Origin of the sequence: Mesobacillus sp. (assembly GCF_049588175.1) — a bacterium.
Classification (GTDB): Bacteria; Bacillota; Bacilli; order Bacillales; family Cytobacillaceae; genus Mesobacillus.
Genome location: NZ_JBAVFI010000715.1, coordinates 1 through 16,529, shown reverse-complemented (window position 1 = coordinate 16,529; position 16,529 = coordinate 1). Strand labels below are relative to the sequence as shown.

General features: G+C 41.5%; 16 protein-coding genes. 2 read left to right on the top strand and 14 right to left on the bottom strand.

The genetic code is table 11. The features are described 5' to 3' along the window. The 8 genes from WB217_RS17435 to WB217_RS17400 all read right to left on the bottom strand — a co-directional run. Positions 1-378 (bottom strand): DUF2268 domain-containing putative Zn-dependent protease (locus WB217_RS17435; protein WP_423994554.1); only part of this gene is annotated, 378 nt, incomplete at its 3' end. Positions 379-551: 173 nt separating this feature from the next. After that, positions 552-1,391 carry an oligopeptide ABC transporter permease gene (gene opp4C, locus WB217_RS17430; protein WP_423994558.1) on the bottom strand — a complete coding sequence of 280 codons (840 nt, stop codon included), beginning with the start codon at positions 1,389-1,391 and terminating at the stop codon, positions 552-554. 87 nt (positions 1,392-1,478) lie between these two features. Next, entirely contained in the window at positions 1,479-2,429 is a 951-nt protein-coding gene (locus tag WB217_RS17425; RefSeq protein ID WP_423994553.1) for an ABC transporter permease, read from the bottom strand. A gap of 294 nt (positions 2,430-2,723) precedes the next feature. Beyond that, positions 2,724-4,382: a peptide-binding protein gene (locus tag WB217_RS17420; RefSeq protein WP_423994551.1), complete on the bottom strand. Its 1,659-nt coding sequence runs from the start codon at positions 4,380-4,382 to the stop codon at positions 2,724-2,726. A gap of 91 nt (positions 4,383-4,473) precedes the next feature. Further along, on the bottom strand, positions 4,474-5,475 hold the full coding sequence (locus tag WB217_RS17415) for an ABC transporter ATP-binding protein (protein ID WP_423994556.1): 1,002 nt from the start codon (positions 5,473-5,475) through the stop codon (positions 4,474-4,476). 20 nt (positions 5,476-5,495) lie between these two features. Next, positions 5,496-6,476, bottom strand: coding sequence for an ABC transporter ATP-binding protein (locus tag WB217_RS17410; protein ID WP_423994550.1), 981 nt, complete (start codon positions 6,474-6,476; stop codon positions 5,496-5,498). An 805-nt stretch (positions 6,477-7,281) separates the two neighbouring features. Further along, positions 7,282-8,523 carry a beta-ketoacyl-ACP synthase II gene (fabF, locus tag WB217_RS17405; protein WP_423994549.1) on the bottom strand — a complete coding sequence of 414 codons (1,242 nt, stop codon included), beginning with the start codon at positions 8,521-8,523 and terminating at the stop codon, positions 7,282-7,284. A gap of 110 nt (positions 8,524-8,633) precedes the next feature. Continuing rightward, positions 8,634-9,566 carry a beta-ketoacyl-ACP synthase III gene (locus tag WB217_RS17400; RefSeq protein ID WP_423994548.1) on the bottom strand — a complete coding sequence of 311 codons (933 nt, stop codon included), beginning with the start codon at positions 9,564-9,566 and terminating at the stop codon, positions 8,634-8,636. 200 nt (positions 9,567-9,766) lie between these two features. Here WB217_RS17400 and WB217_RS17395 point away from each other — a divergent pair, with 200 nt between their 5' ends. Further along, entirely contained in the window at positions 9,767-10,081 is a 315-nt protein-coding gene (locus tag WB217_RS17395; protein ID WP_423994547.1) for a hypothetical protein, read from the top strand. A 31-nt stretch (positions 10,082-10,112) separates the two neighbouring features. Here the strand turns inward: WB217_RS17395 and WB217_RS17390 are convergent, their stop codons facing one another. From WB217_RS17390 to WB217_RS17375, 4 genes are all read right to left on the bottom strand, one after another. Beyond that, positions 10,113-10,301, bottom strand: coding sequence for a ComZ family protein (locus WB217_RS17390; protein ID WP_423994546.1), 189 nt, complete (start codon positions 10,299-10,301; stop codon positions 10,113-10,115). 24 nt (positions 10,302-10,325) lie between these two features. After that, positions 10,326-11,276 carry a BMP family ABC transporter substrate-binding protein gene (locus WB217_RS17385; RefSeq protein WP_423994545.1) on the bottom strand — a complete coding sequence of 317 codons (951 nt, stop codon included), beginning with the start codon at positions 11,274-11,276 and terminating at the stop codon, positions 10,326-10,328. 139 nt (positions 11,277-11,415) lie between these two features. Then, positions 11,416-12,243 (bottom strand): hypothetical protein, encoded by an 828-nt coding sequence (locus tag WB217_RS17380; RefSeq protein ID WP_423994544.1) that lies wholly within the window; start codon positions 12,241-12,243, stop codon positions 11,416-11,418. 67 nt (positions 12,244-12,310) lie between these two features. Beyond that, positions 12,311-13,048, bottom strand: a complete 738-nt coding sequence (locus WB217_RS17375; RefSeq protein WP_423994543.1) for a hydrolase — start codon at positions 13,046-13,048, stop codon at positions 12,311-12,313. A gap of 228 nt (positions 13,049-13,276) precedes the next feature. On the opposite strand from WB217_RS17375, the gene WB217_RS17370 reads away from it, so the two are divergent. Next, complete coding sequence (locus tag WB217_RS17370) at positions 13,277-13,468, top strand: YjzD family protein (RefSeq protein ID WP_335376741.1); 192 nt, start codon at positions 13,277-13,279, stop codon at positions 13,466-13,468. Positions 13,469-13,554: 86 nt separating this feature from the next. Here WB217_RS17370 and clpB read toward each other — a convergent pair whose 3' ends face one another. Together clpB and WB217_RS17360 are read right to left on the bottom strand one after the other, a co-directional pair. Continuing rightward, the gene (gene clpB / locus WB217_RS17365; RefSeq protein WP_423994542.1) at positions 13,555-16,155 is read right to left on the bottom strand and encodes an ATP-dependent chaperone ClpB; all 2,601 of its coding nucleotides are present in this window, start codon (positions 16,153-16,155) and stop codon (positions 13,555-13,557) included. 113 nt (positions 16,156-16,268) lie between these two features. Continuing rightward, on the bottom strand, positions 16,269-16,448 hold the full coding sequence (locus tag WB217_RS17360; RefSeq protein WP_335430007.1) for a YjzC family protein: 180 nt from the start codon (positions 16,446-16,448) through the stop codon (positions 16,269-16,271). Positions 16,449-16,529 lie beyond the last annotated feature (81 nt).

Sequence of the window (16,529 nt, the reverse complement as noted above, 5' to 3'; positions counted from 1 at the left end):
GTGGTATTCATGGACAAATAATGCTTCGATTTCCTTTGGGTCTTCAATTGGGGTTAAAAATAAAAACAACTTATCTTTAAAGGAGACGCCTGATTTCCCCTTCCCTTCCTTCATTAATCTTCCGTTTGAAGCGTCCATCGGAAAAATAAATATCGGTATATCTGGTCCATTCCATTTACTTTTATACTTCAAGTGGATTTTCTCAATGTTCTCCCATAACTTTCCGGATTTCATCTCTTCGTAAGTCTTCCTGCTCTTTTGATTCGGCTTGTACATACCAAAATCCATTAAATAGCGATAAATTCTTTGCGGGTTCGCTTCACCTGGAAAATGATCCGTTAAACGTTCACATATCTTTTTCGGATTGTCAAAATTCATTTCAAGCCATTGATCCGTCCTGATTATCCCATCTCTTACCCTCCAATGACTTTTTATAGTAAGTTTATGAAATATGCTTGCAAACGTTCAAAAAATCTTACCTGAAAAATTTCCCAACCTGCTTTTGCTTTTTATGACACAGAAATAAGAAAAAGCCAGGGGACTCCTGGCTTCTACTCATTAATCTTTGGGTCAAGTGCGTCCCTGAGTCCATCTCCAACAAAATTGAAGCAAATAACAGTCAAAAGTATCATCAGCCCTGGACCAAGTGGATACCACCACGACTTTAATAGAATGGTAAAATTCTGTGCATCCTGCAGCATATTGCCCCAGCTCGCGTTTGGAGGCTGTATTCCTAAACCTAAATAGCTGAGTCCCGATTCTGCCAGAATGACATATCCGACAGCAAGGGTAGCTGAAACAATGATTGGTCCCATCGCATTCGGAAGGATATGCGAGAATATGATCGTATGAGTTTTTGTCCCGATGGTTTTAGAAGCAAGGACGAATTCTCTTGACCTAAGCGAGAGAAACTCACCCCTTACAAGCCTGGCAGTAGTCGTCCAGCCAAGCAAGGCGAAAATTAGGATCAATTTATCGACGCCTGGCTTGAAAATGGTTACCAAAGTGATCAACAGGAAAATTGATGGAATGGATAGGATAACATCAACAAATCTCATGATCATCGCGTCAACAATTCCACCCACGTAGCCGGCAACTGCACCAAGGAAGGTACCGATGGTAATAGAACCGAGCACAGAGGCAAAACCGACGAGCAAGGAGACTCTTGCTCCATATAAAAGTCTTGTAAAAGTATCCCTTCCAAAACGATCTGTCCCAAGCCAATGCTCACTGCTTGGCGGCTGTAATTTATCAAGCAGATTTTGTTTGGAAGGTGAATATGGTGCAATAACCGGAGCCAAAATGGCAGCTGTGATAATGATGATCAGAAACACAGCACCCATAACAGCGAGTTTGTTTTTGAAAAACTTTCTGGTGATTATCCCGAGCATAGTGTCCCGTTGGGTCTTGATGCCATGCAATTCAAGATTTCCAGAGGTATTTCCAGCTAAGTTTGTTTGTGCCATGTGTACCTCCCCTTAATACTCAATCCTAGGATCAAAAATTGCGTATAAAATATCAGCAACCAGATTGCCTATGACAACAAATACAGCCGATATTACAGTTAGACCCATAATGACCGGATAGTCCCGCTGAAATGCGGAGTCAACGAACAACAATCCGATGCCAGGCCAAGTAAAGATTTTTTCAACAATTACTGCTCCGCCGATGAAAGAAGGAATCATAAGACCAAAGATTGTGATGACTGGTATAAGTCCATTGCGCAGGCCATGTTTATAGATTACCTTTTTTTCCTTAAACCCCTTTGCCCTGGCTGTCCTGATATAATCCTGCTTGATTACCTCAAGCATGCTTGACCTTGTATATCGTGTCAGTCCTGCCATATCAGCGGCTGCAAGAACAAATGCTGGCATTATCAAATGATGGAGCCGATCCCAGACACTAAATGGCGAATTCAAAGTCGCTACCCCTCCCGTCGGAAACCAATTCATCTGGACGGCAAAGACCATGATTAAAATCAGGCCAAGGAAGAAGTTTGGCGTGGCAACTCCTAGGAAGGAAGTCACCGTAACTGTATAATCAAGCTTTGAATATGGCCTAGTTGCAGAAATGACTCCGAAAGGAATGGAGATTACCAATGCCAGAATGGTAGATACGACCATCAATAAAATGGTATTTGGCATTCTATTCATAATCATTTCTATTACCGGGACGCCTTTGCGGATAAGGGATGTCCCAAAGTCGCCCTGCAGCATAGCCCCGAGCCACTTAAAATACTGAATATGGATAGGATCATTCAGTCCGTACCTCTCCATGAATTTAGCCTTGTCTGCTGGGCTGATCGTCGGGTCCATCAACAAGCTGGAAGGATCACCTGGCGCCATTTTCATGATGGCAAATGAGACAATCGTTATCCCTAACAGCAATGGAAGGGCCATCAATATTCTGCGAAGGATATAAGATAGCATGGAAATTCTCCTTTTTAATCAGGCTATTTTCGGTCTTATTAGGCATTATCTTTTTAAAAGGCTTTTTTCATAAACATTGAAGCTATTAGACAACAATCTTTTCAGGAAACAGCCTTTAGAAAAGTACCTTTTAAAAAAAATCCATCAATAAGAACTTGATAATGCATCTGCAAAGGACGAAAAGCACCTAATTAGTAATGTATGTTAATGACTGGAGATAGTCTTATTTTCAATAAGGAAGAAAGGGAAGATCATTCCTTCCCTTTCAAATCTAAGGTTGTGTGCCGCTTTACCTTATTTTTTTAGCCACCATTTGTAAATCTCATAAAAATCGTCTCTCGCATTGAATACATAGCCTTCGAGATTCGCAGGCATTACACGGTGCACGTTTGGATAGTACAGGAATGAATATGGCTGGTCTTCTGCGATAATCTTGTAGATATCTGCATATGCCTTCTTATATTCATCTTGATCCATGATTTGTTTAGCATCTTCCATCAACTTATCCGCCTCAGGATTTGAATACCAAACAAAGTTTAGACCTTCTTTCTGCTGGCTTGTATGGAAAATATCATATTGATCTGGGAACGTTGATAAAGCCCATCCAAGTACAAGAGCGTCATAGTTCCAGTTTGGTGCAGAAATTTGCTCAATGAATGCGCTCCATTCTACGATTTCAGGTTTCGCTTCAATGCCTACCTCTTTAAGCTGTTCCTGAAGAACAACAACGATGTCTTCACGGACTTTATTTCCCTGGTTTGTTTTAACTGTGAAGGAGAATTTCTTTCCATCTTTATCAAGGATTCCGTCTCCGTCAGTGTCCTTCCAGCCTGCTTCTGCCAGTAATGACTTAGCTTTTTCAACATCATATTCGAATTTTGGCACGTCATCATTATAGGCCCATGAAAGCGGACTTTCCGGAACGTGAGCAACTTGACCGTCACCGTTCATTACAGACGATACAATTGCTTCTCTATCAATAGCATGCGTGATTGCCTGGCGGACTTTCTTGTCTTTAAACAATTCATTCTTCTCGTTATAGCCAAGATATGTGTAGGACAGGCCTAATCCAGACTCTACTTTCACACCTGGGAAAGATTTTACCGTCTCAATATCTGTTCCAGGGACACCAGCGGCAAATTGAATATCGCCAGCTTGAATCTGTGCAATCATTGCATCCATATCAGGAACGATTTTGTATGTTAATGTGTCAAGATTTGGACGACCCTTAAAATAATCATCGAAGGCTTCAACCTTTACATACTCACCATCTTTCCATTCAACAAACTTGAATGGGCCTGTTCCGATCGGGCTCTTTGTATTGAATTCATGCTCGCCTAATTTAGCAACCGGTACATCCTTTAGGATATGTTCAGGCAGGATGTAATAGCTTAATGAAACTGGATAAAATGAAGCATCCTTCTTACTAAGTTTGAACTCTACAGTATAATCATCAATTTTTGTTACCTTATCCAATGCTTCAAATGCTGATCCGCGTTCCCCATTATAATCAGGGTTTTTTGGGATGCTGAACGTGAATACTACATCGTCAGCAGTGAATTCTTCGCCATCATGCCATTTAATGCCCTTCTTCAGTTTTGCAGTATAAGTAAGTCCATCGTCTGATGCCTGGATATCTTCCGCCATGCTAAGGGTTGGGTTAAATTCTGTATCTGAAGAAACTAAGCTGTCGTAGATAAAGCCTTCAATATCCGAGCTTGATGTATCAGTTGAGTATAATGGGTTAAAGAGTGTCGGAGCACCAGTTGACCCAATGATTAAATCCCCGCCTTTTTGCGGACCTTCAGCTACCTCTTCATCTTTCGTTCCATCCTTGCCATCTGTACCCTTCGAATCATCTGCTGGCTTGTCGCCGTTGTTACAGGCTGTCAGGAATATAGAGAGAATCAGGGTCAGGCATATTAACCACCACGAAGCTTTTCTTAATTTCACATTATTTCCCCCTTTAATGAAATTGATTTTTGTAGTTTTCATGAACAGAACGGTGCACCTATCTCCTCCTTTCAAGTCATGCTGCCTTCTGTTATTCATATAGGTGGCAGGCAACAAAATGATTTGCTTTTACTTCATGGAAGTCAGGATTCATTTGCTTGCAAAGGTCAAATGCGGCAGGACACCTTGTATGGAAGACACACCCTTTGGGTGGATTTGCCGGGCTTGGAAGCTCACCTTTTAGAAGGATCCGTTCCCGCTTTTGTGCTCCTTTTTTCTTTGGTACAGGTACAGCAGATAGGAGTGCCTGCGTATAAGGATGCAGCGGCTCAGCATATAGCTCTTTTTTTGATGCCAGTTCCATCATTTTTCCAAGATACATAACTCCGACTCTATCGCTTATATGTCTCACTACACTCAAATCGTGCGAGATAAAAATATAGGTTAATCCAAATTCCTCCTGAAGGTCTTCCATCAGGTTGATAATCTGGGCTTGTATCGAAACATCCAGTGCGGATACTGCTTCATCAGCTATGATCAAATCCGGATTCAGTGCAAGCGCCCTTGCAATTCCAATTCTTTGGCGCTGTCCTCCTGAGAATTCATGTGGATAACGGTTAATAAAAGAAGCATTCAGACCAACCTTCTCTAATAGTGCCTCTACCTTTTCATCTCTTTCCTTGCTTTTGAATTGATGATGAGTATCCAACGGTTCTCGAATGATTGATCTCAATGTTTTTCTAGGATTGAGGGAGGCAAAGGGATCCTGAAAGATCATCTGGATATTTTTGCGGACATCTTTGCGCAGCTCCGATTCAGAGAGAGTAGAGATATCCTTCCCTTTAAAAAAGATTTTGCCTTCGGTAGGTTCATAGAGTCTGATAATTGTCCTTCCAACAGTAGATTTCCCGCATCCAGATTCGCCAACAATGCCTAGGGTTTCACCCTTGTTCACCCTCAAATTTATTCCATCAACTGCCTTAATATGACCAACAGTCTTTTGCAGCAGTCCGGATTTAATAGGAAAGTGCTTCTTGACATTATTCAATTCTAGTAAAGTTTCAGAGATATTTAGCTGCGGTGTAACTATCATAGGCTCATTTGTGGTGACCATCAGTTCACCTCCTTGGCATCATGTAGAAAGCATCTAACTGAGCGATTTCCATTTTTAATCTCAAGCTGCGGCATTTCAGCATAACATCGATTAAAGGCATGGGGGCATCTTGGTGCAAAACGGCATCCTGGCGGGAGTTTTTCAGGTGATGGAACATTGCCCTCAATTGAGATCAGCCTGTCATGATCTTCATCTATTGAGGGAATCGAGCCCATCAGGCCAACTGTATATGGATGAAGAGGTTCTTCAAATAACTCTTCGACCAGTGCTTCCTCTACCACCTGCCCTGCATACAGAACGATCACTCGATCCGCTACCTCTGACACCACACCTAAATCATGGGTAATAATAAGGATAGAGGTATCAAATTTTTTACTTAGATCCTTCATTAAATCCAAAATTTGCGCCTGGATGGTAACATCCAATGCAGTTGTTGGCTCGTCCGCAATCAGGAGCTTTGGGTTGCAGCTCATAGCCATTGCAATCATCACCCGTTGCCGCATGCCTCCTGATAAACGATGTGGATAGTCATTCACAATCTCATTCGCGCGGGAGAAACCGACCATTTCTAGCATCTCAATTGCCTTTTTCTTCGCCATGGACTTATTCATATTTTGGTGGTAAGTCAGTACTTCTGTAATTTGCTCGCCAATGGTAAGGACAGGATTAAGGGAGGTCATGGGCTCCTGGAATATCATTGAGATATCATTCCCGCGGATTTTGCACATTTCATCCTCACTCAACTTAGTAAGATCAATACCTTCAAAATTGATCTGCCCGTCCACGATTTCTCCGGGCGGGCTTGGAATCAGGCGCATGATGGATAGTGAGGTGATGCTCTTTCCTGATCCAGACTCTCCTACCAAAGCTACCGTTTCACCTTTATTTATGACTAAATCAACTCCGTCGACCGCAGGAATGACTGTTTTATTTCTTTTAAAGTAGGTTTTTAGATTCTTTAGTTCCAATAACGCTGCCACGTTTCTTGTCCACCGCCCTATCTCACTTAAATTGTTATAAATTAGTGATTTAAACAAAGTTAAATATTCTAATAATTATTAATTATTAAATAATGTTAAGTTTTATTACTCATTCATTGTTTTTTGATAGGAAATTTATAAATAGCGGCACTTGCGCTTTAGATTTGTAGGTTTTTAGGTATAGTTTTTTTGGATGGAGGCAGTTTGCAGGAAGAACTTTGGTTGAGGAAACTAGAAGTTTCAATGAAACTTAACACTATCGCAGAAAGGGGAGCAACCTGGTTTGGGTGTCAACAGATTTTTACTAGCAAATAATCATGAGCAACCTTCCGAGAACCAATCAACCCGCTTTTAAACGCCCGAATGAGTGTTGACTATAATAAATTGGAACTATTTAATAGGTCCACTAATAAAGCCTCTTGGTTACCTAAAAAAACGAAAAGTGGCAAAAGTGGTCACCAATAAGGACTCTTGGTTACCTAAAAAAACAAAAAGTGGAAAAAGTGGTCACCAATAAAGCTTCTTGGTTACGTAAAAAAACAAGATATGGAATAAGTGGTCACCAATAAAGCTTCATGGCTACGTAAAAAAACAAGATATGGAATAAGTGGTCACCAATAAGGACTCGTTGTTATGTTGTTATCGGAGTTTGCAACGAAGTGGCTCACCGACAGATACAATAAAAGCGAAGCGCCTGGAACGGAGATCAATAGCCCCATCTCTCTTCCAAACAAAAAAAAGACTGTAGGCAAACTCGATTTTCATCTAGTTTGTCTACAGTCTGAGACGGGATTCCCCCATCTTTTTATGCGTTATATTTACGAAATGCTATTGTGGCGTTATGGCCGCCAAATCCTAAAGAGTTGCTGATTGCGGCGTTAACTTGCTGTCTGCGTGCTTCATTCGGCACATAATCCAGGTCACATTCTGAATCTGGAGTTTCAAGGTTGATTGTTGGCGGCAGGATTCCTTCCTTTAACGCAAGGACAGTGAAAATTGCCTCAATTCCTCCTGCTGCTCCGAGCAAGTGACCAGTCATTGATTTAGTTGAACTAACAGCAAGGTTATAAGCATGCTCGCCAAAAACTGCTTTTATAGCCATCGTTTCGAATTTATCATTATATTCTGTGCTCGTACCATGGGCATTGATATAGCCAACTTCTTCTGGTGTTAGTCCGGCATCGTCAAGCGCCATTTTCATCGCACGCGCTCCACCTTCGCCTTCAGGAGCTGGTGCGGTAATATGATACGCATCTCCGGTTGCTCCATAGCCAACGATTTCTGCGTAAATTTTTGCGCCGCGGGCAAGTGCGTGTTCCAGTTCTTCAAGAACAACAATACCTGCTCCTTCACCCATTACAAAACCATCACGGTTTTTATCGAATGGTCTGCTTGCCTTTTGCGGATCATGGTTAGTTGACAGTGCAGTGTTCGCACAGAATCCAGCAAATGACATTTTGGTGATTGGTGCTTCTGCTCCTCCTGAAAACATCACGTCGGCATCGCCGCGCTGGATTACCTTGAAGGCATCACCAATTGAGTTAGTTCCAGTTGCACACGCTGTTACTGTACAAGAGTTAAAGCCTCTAGCACCAAGTGTGATGGATACTTGTCCTGTTGCCATATCAGGAATCATCATTGGCACGAAGAATGGGCTGACCCTGCGGTAACCCCTGTTCATGAAGGTTTCATGCTGCTGCTCAAATGTTTCCATTCCGCCAATCCCGGAACCGATCCAAACCCCTACCCTAGGAGCATTTTCGTCATTGATTTCAAGTCCTGAATCTTTTACTGCCATCAAGGATGCTGCAACCGCATAATGTGTGAAGCGATCCATTTTCCTGGCATCTTTTTTATCAATGAAATTTTCCACATTGAATTCTTTTACTTCTGCAGCTACCTTAGCAGGAAAGTCATCTGCATTCAGTCTAGTAACCGGGCCGATTCCCGAGACACCTTCAATAATATTATTCCAAGTAGTTTCTGCATCATTACCAAGCGGAGTGACTGCTCCGATACCAGTAACTACAACTCTGCGTTTCTCCATCTTAATTGCATCTCCTTTAACTAGGCTCTGTCGTTGTATAGAGCTCGAATTTGGCCTGGCGTTTCTGGCCTATAAATGAATAATTTATCCGAATTGCCTTTGCTTCCGTATTATTGGCCCCAGCGCATGGCGATTGCTCCCCATGTAAGACCGCCTCCAAAACCAACCATGACAACTAAATCCCCATCCTTAATTTTCCCTGCTTCAAGTTCTTCCGCAAGGGATATAGGGATGGAAGCTGCTGAGGTATTACCATATTTATGCACTGTTTTCGACATTTTTTCAACCGGCAATTCAAGTCTTTGGCGGGCTGCTTCCATTATTCTGATATTTGCCTGGTGAGGAATAAGGAAGTCGACATCCTCTTTAGAAAGTCCTGCTTTTTCAAGAACATTGATGCTGCTTTCTCCCATTTGTCGAACGGCGAATTTAAATACTTCCCTGCCATTCATGACGATATACTCTTCCTGATAAAGATGTTTGCCACCTGAACCGTCAGATCCTAGCTCAAAGGAAAGAACACCTTTGCCTTCTCCTACAGGGCCCATTACAACGGCGCCTGCTCCATCACCAAATAGTACAGCGGTATTCCGGTCCTGCCAGTCGGTGATTTTAGAAAGTTTTTCCACACCTACTATTAAAACATATTTATAAGTACCAGCTTCTATAAATTGTTTCCCTGTGACCATCCCATACATGAAACCCGCGCATGCAGCACTTAAATCCATTGCAGCTGCTTTCTTGGCTCCCAGTTGATCCTGGAGCATACAAGAAACGGTTGGGAATGGCTGGTCAGGAGTGACTGTAGCTACAAGGATCAAATCAATTTCCTCTGCGGAAATCCCTGCTTTATCAATTGCTTCTTTTGCTGCACGATAAGCCATATCGGATGTATCCACATCATCCCCGGCAATTCTTCTTGCTTCAATCCCCGTTCTTGAACGAATCCACTCATCCGAAGTATCCATTCTTTTTTCTAGATCAAGGTTTGTCACAATATTTTCCGGCAGGTACCGTCCAACCCCTATTATCCCTGCATTCATGGGATCCATCTCCTTTATATTCTAAATTATGTCTATTATCTATATAGTATTATTATCAATTATTATGACTTGGTACTAATTTTATCAGAAAAGACTCTAATCCTGCAACTGTAAATTAAGAAATCCGCATATGACCTAGTCCATGTAACCATATACTTCATAAACTAACACTGAGTATTAAATAGAAAGGGGCGAATACAATGGGGGATGAACGAACCCGGGATGCCTTCGATTTTATGCTAGGAGGAAATGGCAAAAATCTGCGAAATCAATCCATTAATAAGGAGAGTGAATCAGATATTGATTTCCGCCATTTCATGTTTGGGAATTCAACTGGGGAAGAAACGAAAGCCGGAGAAAGCAAATCGACTGGAAGCGGATTCCTCAGCCAGATTGATTTAGGTGAAGTTCTACATCATGTCGACACACTGATTACGTCTGCAAAAGAATTGAAGCCTCTTTTTGGTAAAGTACGTCCTTATTTCGATCACCTCATAGACAAAAATAAAAGCTGAGGCATTTGGCCTCAGCTATTTTCCGTAAAAATTATTCTTTTGCTGCATCTGCTTTCCCAAGCTCATACGCTTCATTCATCACTTTGGTGAATAGTGTGAAAAATGGCTGCAGGTTGTCCATGGTCAGCTCAATACCAGCTGTTTCAAGTTGTTGTTGTGCTTCAGGAAGATACTTCATGGCAATTTGCATGAATTCCATTGTTTTATCGTTATTTTGCATGATTCCTGTCTCCTCTAGTCAAAATTATTGGTTAGGTAATTTGCCGGTTTCTTTATACTGATTGATCATGCTTTTCAATTTCTTGTGGTAGGCAGGATCAACTTTCGGGCTGAACTTTCCAAGTGTGATGACACCATCCTGAAAGTCGAAGGTCAGATTGCCGGATTTGAGCTCTCCCTTATTGAACTTCTGTGCCGTCAATTCATATAAATCATCTACATGCTGGACCGTGCTCGTCAAAACGGTTGACTCTCCAAAATCGGACTGATCAGATATGTATCCTATTACATATAATCCCTTTTCCTTTACTTTTTCAATCACAGGTACATTAAAGCCATCTCCAGCTGGATAAATGACATCAGCACCATTGGCCAATACATCGTCCAGGACATCTAGCGCTTTTCTTTGGTCATCCCAATGCCCAACAAAACGGATATCAACTTTCATATCCTGTTTTTCAAAAATCGCCCCATCATAAAAGCCTTCCACTTCAGGCTGCCATTCATACGCGGCTACAATACCCACTTTTCCTGTTTCAGACATATGACTTGCAACCATTCCGCCAAAAAAGCCCATTGCATATGCGTCAAAATTAAGGCTGGTCGTATTTTCATTTCTGGCGTCGCCATTGAAGCTGATGAAATGGATTTCAGGATATTTCATAGAAATTTTATTAAAATAGACAGCGAATTCATTCCCATGCCCATAGATGAGATTGACACCTTGTCTGTCAAATTCCTTAACAGCCTCTTCGACAAGCTCAGGAGAATTCATGCCTTCTTTGAAGAAAACATCCACCCCCAGGCTGGATTGGATTTGCAGCAGTCCTCTGTATCCCTTCGTTCCCCACACCTGATCATTAATAGTTTCAGGCACTAACAGGCCAACCTTCTCTACCTTCCCTGTTGCCAGAGGTTGTCCGCATCCACCCAACAAAAGCAGGCTTAACAATATGAGCCCGAAACGTTTCACCATCCGATTCATCTCCTTTTTGCGGCACAGTGTAAACCTTTATAAATACAGCGCCAGCCAAATTAAAATGGAACCGACAAAAGAATCTTTTACCATTTTACTCCGAGGAGTATAGCTTTGAAAAGTGATTTATGAAATTCACTTAACCCTTGCTTTCCCTGATCCGGAAATATTGCTCCTTCTGATTTAATAATCCAATGCTGATATTCTCATTCTTTTTTAATATCATTACTTTAATAAAGTCTTTGATTTCAGGGGTTCTCTCAGCTTTTCTCAATATAGACTCTGTTTGCTTCCCAAGCAGTTCATCAATACAACTGCGCCAAAGATTTATTTTTCCGCTTGCGAAAAAATATTTGCCTTCCTTACCCGACTCAGCTAACTCCATAATTGTCTCAACAGCATCTTCAATGTACAGTGCGTCATGTGTCCATTCCCACTTCGCTATTACTGGAATGCTGCTTTCTCCTTCTAAATAATTTAGGGATTGCTGAAAAAAGTATTCTTCAGGCTGCCATGGTCCATATATTGTCGGCAAGTAAATTTCGAGGACTGAAATTTGCATTTTTTCAATAAATCTCAGCAAATCCAACTGGGAATCCGCTAACTTTTCATGTTTCGATGCTAAGCGGGCAGGCAGAATAAGAATGAGAGTCTGACTTGAACGGTCCATATTTTCAAGCTTCTTTATAATGCCCTTCGTGATTTCTTCTTTCGTCCCATCTTTATTGAAATGATCATATAATGAAATGATCATAAGTTCATTTTCCCCTGTAGTTTTCCATTCTTTAAAACTAATTTCTGAAAAGTTGGCATTCCTGCCTATTTCCATCCTCTTTTCATCGGTAAAATAATCATCATGCTTGCTGGCAATATGGACTCCTACTATTTCCATTCCATCATTGAGCATATATTTACACAGGCTATAGGCGATAAAATCATACACACCAAGAATTGCTGCCTTTTCCATTTCGATTCCTCCTTGCAAATACTCTCTTGTATCCTATGAATCTCATTTTAAAAATATTTACAGGGAATTATAGGACTTGCTCATGTTTTGTGAAAAATTGGACTGTTTGGCTGCCAGCCTGAAGCTTTTTCTCTGGAAGCACATAGCTAATGGACACTGGAAGCCTTTCTTCCTCCCATAAAACTGATAAATCCTTGAGAATTTTTGATTGCTTATAGGCTCTGTTTCCAGATAAAACATGGATGATTTTCACTGGCACGTCAGGCTGAAACTTTGATACCTCTTCTTCTGATTTCAGCTTCTCCATTAGTTGAAAAATGTCCATTTCGTATGCTTTTTCCAATTCAGCAATCAACTTTTTATAAAAAAACTTATTCTCTTTTTCCTGTTCCAAATGAACATTTAAAGACAATACTGGATTTATCAAAACTAGTGACCTGATCTTCATATCAGACTGCGAGAACAGTTTCAAAGCAACAAGTGCTCCCATTCCCTCCGCCACTACATGGAAAGAGTTGTTGAGAATCTCATTCCGAACGATATGGCAGCAAAGTCTCATTGCCAAATCGACAGCTTTCTCGCTGCCCCAGTGCCTGCCATATAAATTTGAATAAAATACGGTATATCCTTCATTTTTCCAAATGTTCAACAGTGAACGTTTGCCTTCATTCTGCGTCCAGAAGCTGCCTTTATTGTTCACAAAATGCCTTTCATCTCCGACTACTAGGATACCGAAACCGTTTGGCCTTTCAGGATAATGAATCATGCTCCACTCGGTATCCAGTTTAAAGTTCCGGCTCTCCATACTACCCACTCCTTCCTACAGAGTATTCATATTACTGTATGTTATTTAATAAGAATTGAACGGGAGTTTGCCCATTTTTTCATCTTTTCCATCCAGATACGCGGAGAGGTTATCAAAATGGTAAATTAAATTGGTGAAAACGCTTTTCAATTTTTTTAAATTTGATTTATAATTGAAAAGGCTTATGGTAAGATGAGAAAAGATTTAAAAATGTAAGAGGTGAAAAATTTGCGATATTTTTGGACTTTTTTCTGGACATTCCTTTTGGTTCAAATGTTGAATTATGTAGTCGGTTCTATGAGTGGTGTACCATTTGACTTTACTGCTGGCACTATCCTTGCCGTTATTGTAACGATCGTCATTTTTATTCTTCCTGCCATTCTTCCAAATGAACCTGAAGAAAAGCACGGTCTACACTAAGTTTACTACATAAAAAAGTCATCCACATCTGGATGACTTTTTTTATTTTATCTTTGTTAACATGGATCTTTCATCCAGCCATTCATTTAATTGACTTGCAGCTGTATTTCACCATTTTCCACGGTTATTTCCACTAAACTTTTTTCTTTGATCCGGCCAGCAATTATTTCTTTTGCCAGCTTTGTTTCAACACTTCTTTGGATAAAGCGTTTAAGCGGACGAGCACCATAGACAGGGTCGAATCCATTTGCTGCCAAATATCCTTTTGCCTCGTCGCTAATAAAAAGCTGGACTTGCTGTTCAGCTAGCCTTTCCTGCAAGGTGAGAATTAATTTTTCCACAATTAATTTAATCTCTTTTAAAGCTAGTGGTTTGAACAAAATGATTTCATCGACACGATTTAAAAATTCTGGACGGAAATGGCCCCTAAGCTGTGACATGACTAGGTCTCTTGTTTCTGATGAAATCTGCTCTTCACCCTCGTGACGTTCCAGAAGATAATGGGATCCAATATTCGAGGTCATAATGATCACTGTATTTTTAAAATCAACCGTTCTTCCTTGTGAATCAGTGATCCGCCCATCATCGAGCATTTGGAGCAGGATATTAAATACTTCGGGATGTGCTTTTTCGATTTCATCAAGCAGTATAACCGAGTAAGGGTTTCTTCTGACTGCCTCTGTAAGCTGGCCGCCTTCTTCATATCCTACATATCCTGGGGGTGCACCAATCAAACGGGACACCGAATGCTTTTCCATATACTCTGACATATCGATGCGGATGATATGCTCCTCACTGTCAAATAATGACTGAGCAAGCGTTTTGGCAAGCTCTGTTTTTCCGACGCCAGTAGGTCCAAGGAAAATGAACGAACCAATCGGACTGTTTGGATCCTTGATTCCGGCTCTCGCCCTTAGAACGGCATCTGAAACCAGAGACACTGCTTCCTCTTGTCCCACCACACGCTGATGGAGGATACTTTCGAGCTTGAGCAGTTTCTCCCGCTCGCCTTCTACAAGCTTCATGACAGGAATGCCAGTCCAGCGTGCAACGATAGAAGCAATCTCTTCCTCTGTCACTTCTTCTCTGAGGAGCCTGTCTCCAGCATTTGCGCTGACTTCCGTTTCAAGTTCCTTTAATTCTTTTTCAAGAGAAGGGATACTTCCATGCCTTAATTCAGCAGCCTTGTTCAGGTCATAATCATTCTCTGCTTTTTCCAGTTCCCGGCGAAGTTTTTCCAAAAGTTCGCGCTTTTCCTGTACCTTCTGGATACCTTCCTTCTCCGTCAGCCATCTAGACTTCATTTCATTCGCAGTTTCACGAAGATTTGCCAGTTCCTTTTGAAGAACTTCAAGCCGCTCACGGCTGGCATCATCCTTTTCCTTTGTAAGGGCCGCTTCTTCTATTTCAAGCTGCATAACTCTTCTAGTCACTTCATCAAGCTCAGTGGGCATTGAGTCAATCTCAGTCCGTATCATTGCACAGGCTTCATCGACAAGGTCAATTGCCTTGTCAGGCAGGAAACGGTCTGTGATATATCGATCAGATAAGGCAGCTGCAGCAACTAGCGCCCGGTCATGAATATTTACACCATGGTGGATTTCAAATCTTTCCTTCAATCCTCTTAGAATCGAAACTGTGTCCTCAACGTCAGGCTCCTGGACTAATACCTGCTGGAACCTCCGTTCAAGGGCGGGATCCTTTTCAATATACTTCCGGTGTTCATCCAAAGTCGTCGCACCAATACAATGGAGCTCCCCGCGAGCAAGCATCGGTTTTAACATATTGCCTGCATCCATTGCCCCTTCTGTTTTTCCGGCACCGACGATCGTGTGAAGCTCATCAATAAAAAGAAGGATTTTCCCTTCGCTTTTTTTTACTTCATTAAGTACAGCCTTTAACCGCTCTTCGAACTCTCCACGGAATTTAGCGCCAGCAATCAGTGCACTCATATCAAGTGAAAAGATTGTTTTATCCTTTAAACCTTCGGGAACATCCTTCCGAACGATCCTTTGTGCAAGTCCTTCTACAATGGCGGTCTTACCGACACCTGGCTCACCGATCAGAACCGGGTTGTTCTTTGTCTTTCTTGACAGGATGCGAATGACGTTCCTGATCTCCCCATCACGCCCGATTACAGGATCGACTTTTCCGGACCTGACTTCTTCTACAAGATCGCGTCCATATTTCTTTAATACTTCATACGTAGCTTCTGGATTTTGCGAAGTCACTCTCTGGTTCCCCCTAACCTCTTTAATTCTGGATAATAAATTCACCCTTGTTATTCCTAGCTTTTTCAGTGCAGAGCCTGTTTCTGACGAAGCTGTCTCAACTGCAGCAAGCAGGACGTGTTCCACTGATAAAAATTCATCTTCAAATTGGTCCATTTCCTTTTCGGCTTGAGCTAAAACCTTTTGAAGTGATGAAGTAATATATAATTTCCCTTGCTCCACCCCACTACCTGATACTTGAGGTTTTTTAGACAAGGATTTTGTTAATTCTTCTTTAAATTTCCCTATATCGATACCCATCCCCGAAAGCATTGTTGCAGCTAAATTGCTCTCTTGTCCCAACAAGGAGAGAAACAAGTGCAAATCATCAACTTCCTGGTGGTTATGTTGAACAGCCAGGGTCTGGGCTGATACAAATGCATTCTGCAAACTCTCAGTCATTTTGTTCAAATCCAACCCAATCACTCCTTTGACCTTTTTTGACCTTTAAGTATATTATAATAAAAATTCCCAATAAGTAAAGCCATCCGCATCGGATGGCTCACTGTTAATGAATGAAATTTACTGCCTCAAGGTTTCCTCTGGTACGTCCAGAGGCGGTTATGATTTGAAGTTTCCGGAAAACGGTCGCCTGCACTTAACTTCAGCTTTTGAGGATTGTTGACAGTGCTGCCTGTCTCACCGATTTCAATGTATACGCCATTATTTGGAGCTTTTTGCCCTGGTCGGAATTGTCGATTCTGTCCCATTTCGCCTTCCTCCTTTATAAGTAATCCGGCAATTTTATTATCTGCTGATTCAAATAAACTATTTATAAAAACTTCTGGAAG

Coding starts and splice junctions, on each gene's coding strand:
- opp4C (WP_423994558.1), bottom strand. CDS start 1,391: ATGCTCGGGATAATCACCAGAAAGTTTTTCAAAAACAAACTCGCTGTT.
- WB217_RS17395 (WP_423994547.1), top strand. CDS start 9,767: ATGGGGGATGAACGAACCCGGGATGCCTTCGATTTTATGCTAGGAGGA.
- WB217_RS17380 (WP_423994544.1), bottom strand. CDS start 12,243: ATGGAAAAGGCAGCAATTCTTGGTGTGTATGATTTTATCGCCTATAGC.
- WB217_RS17415 (WP_423994556.1), bottom strand. CDS start 5,475: ATGATAGTTACACCGCAGCTAAATATCTCTGAAACTTTACTAGAATTG.
- WB217_RS17390 (WP_423994546.1), bottom strand. CDS start 10,301: ATGCAAAATAACGATAAAACAATGGAATTCATGCAAATTGCCATGAAG.
- WB217_RS17400 (WP_423994548.1), bottom strand. CDS start 9,566: ATGAATGCAGGGATAATAGGGGTTGGACGGTACCTGCCGGAAAATATT.
- WB217_RS17375 (WP_423994543.1), bottom strand. CDS start 13,048: ATGGAGAGCCGGAACTTTAAACTGGATACCGAGTGGAGCATGATTCAT.
- WB217_RS17425 (WP_423994553.1), bottom strand. CDS start 2,429: ATGCTATCTTATATCCTTCGCAGAATATTGATGGCCCTTCCATTGCTG.
- WB217_RS17360 (WP_335430007.1), bottom strand. CDS start 16,448: ATGGGACAGAATCGACAATTCCGACCAGGGCAAAAAGCTCCAAATAAT.
- WB217_RS17385 (WP_423994545.1), bottom strand. CDS start 11,276: ATGGTGAAACGTTTCGGGCTCATATTGTTAAGCCTGCTTTTGTTGGGT.
- fabF (WP_423994549.1), bottom strand. CDS start 8,523: ATGGAGAAACGCAGAGTTGTAGTTACTGGTATCGGAGCAGTCACTCCG.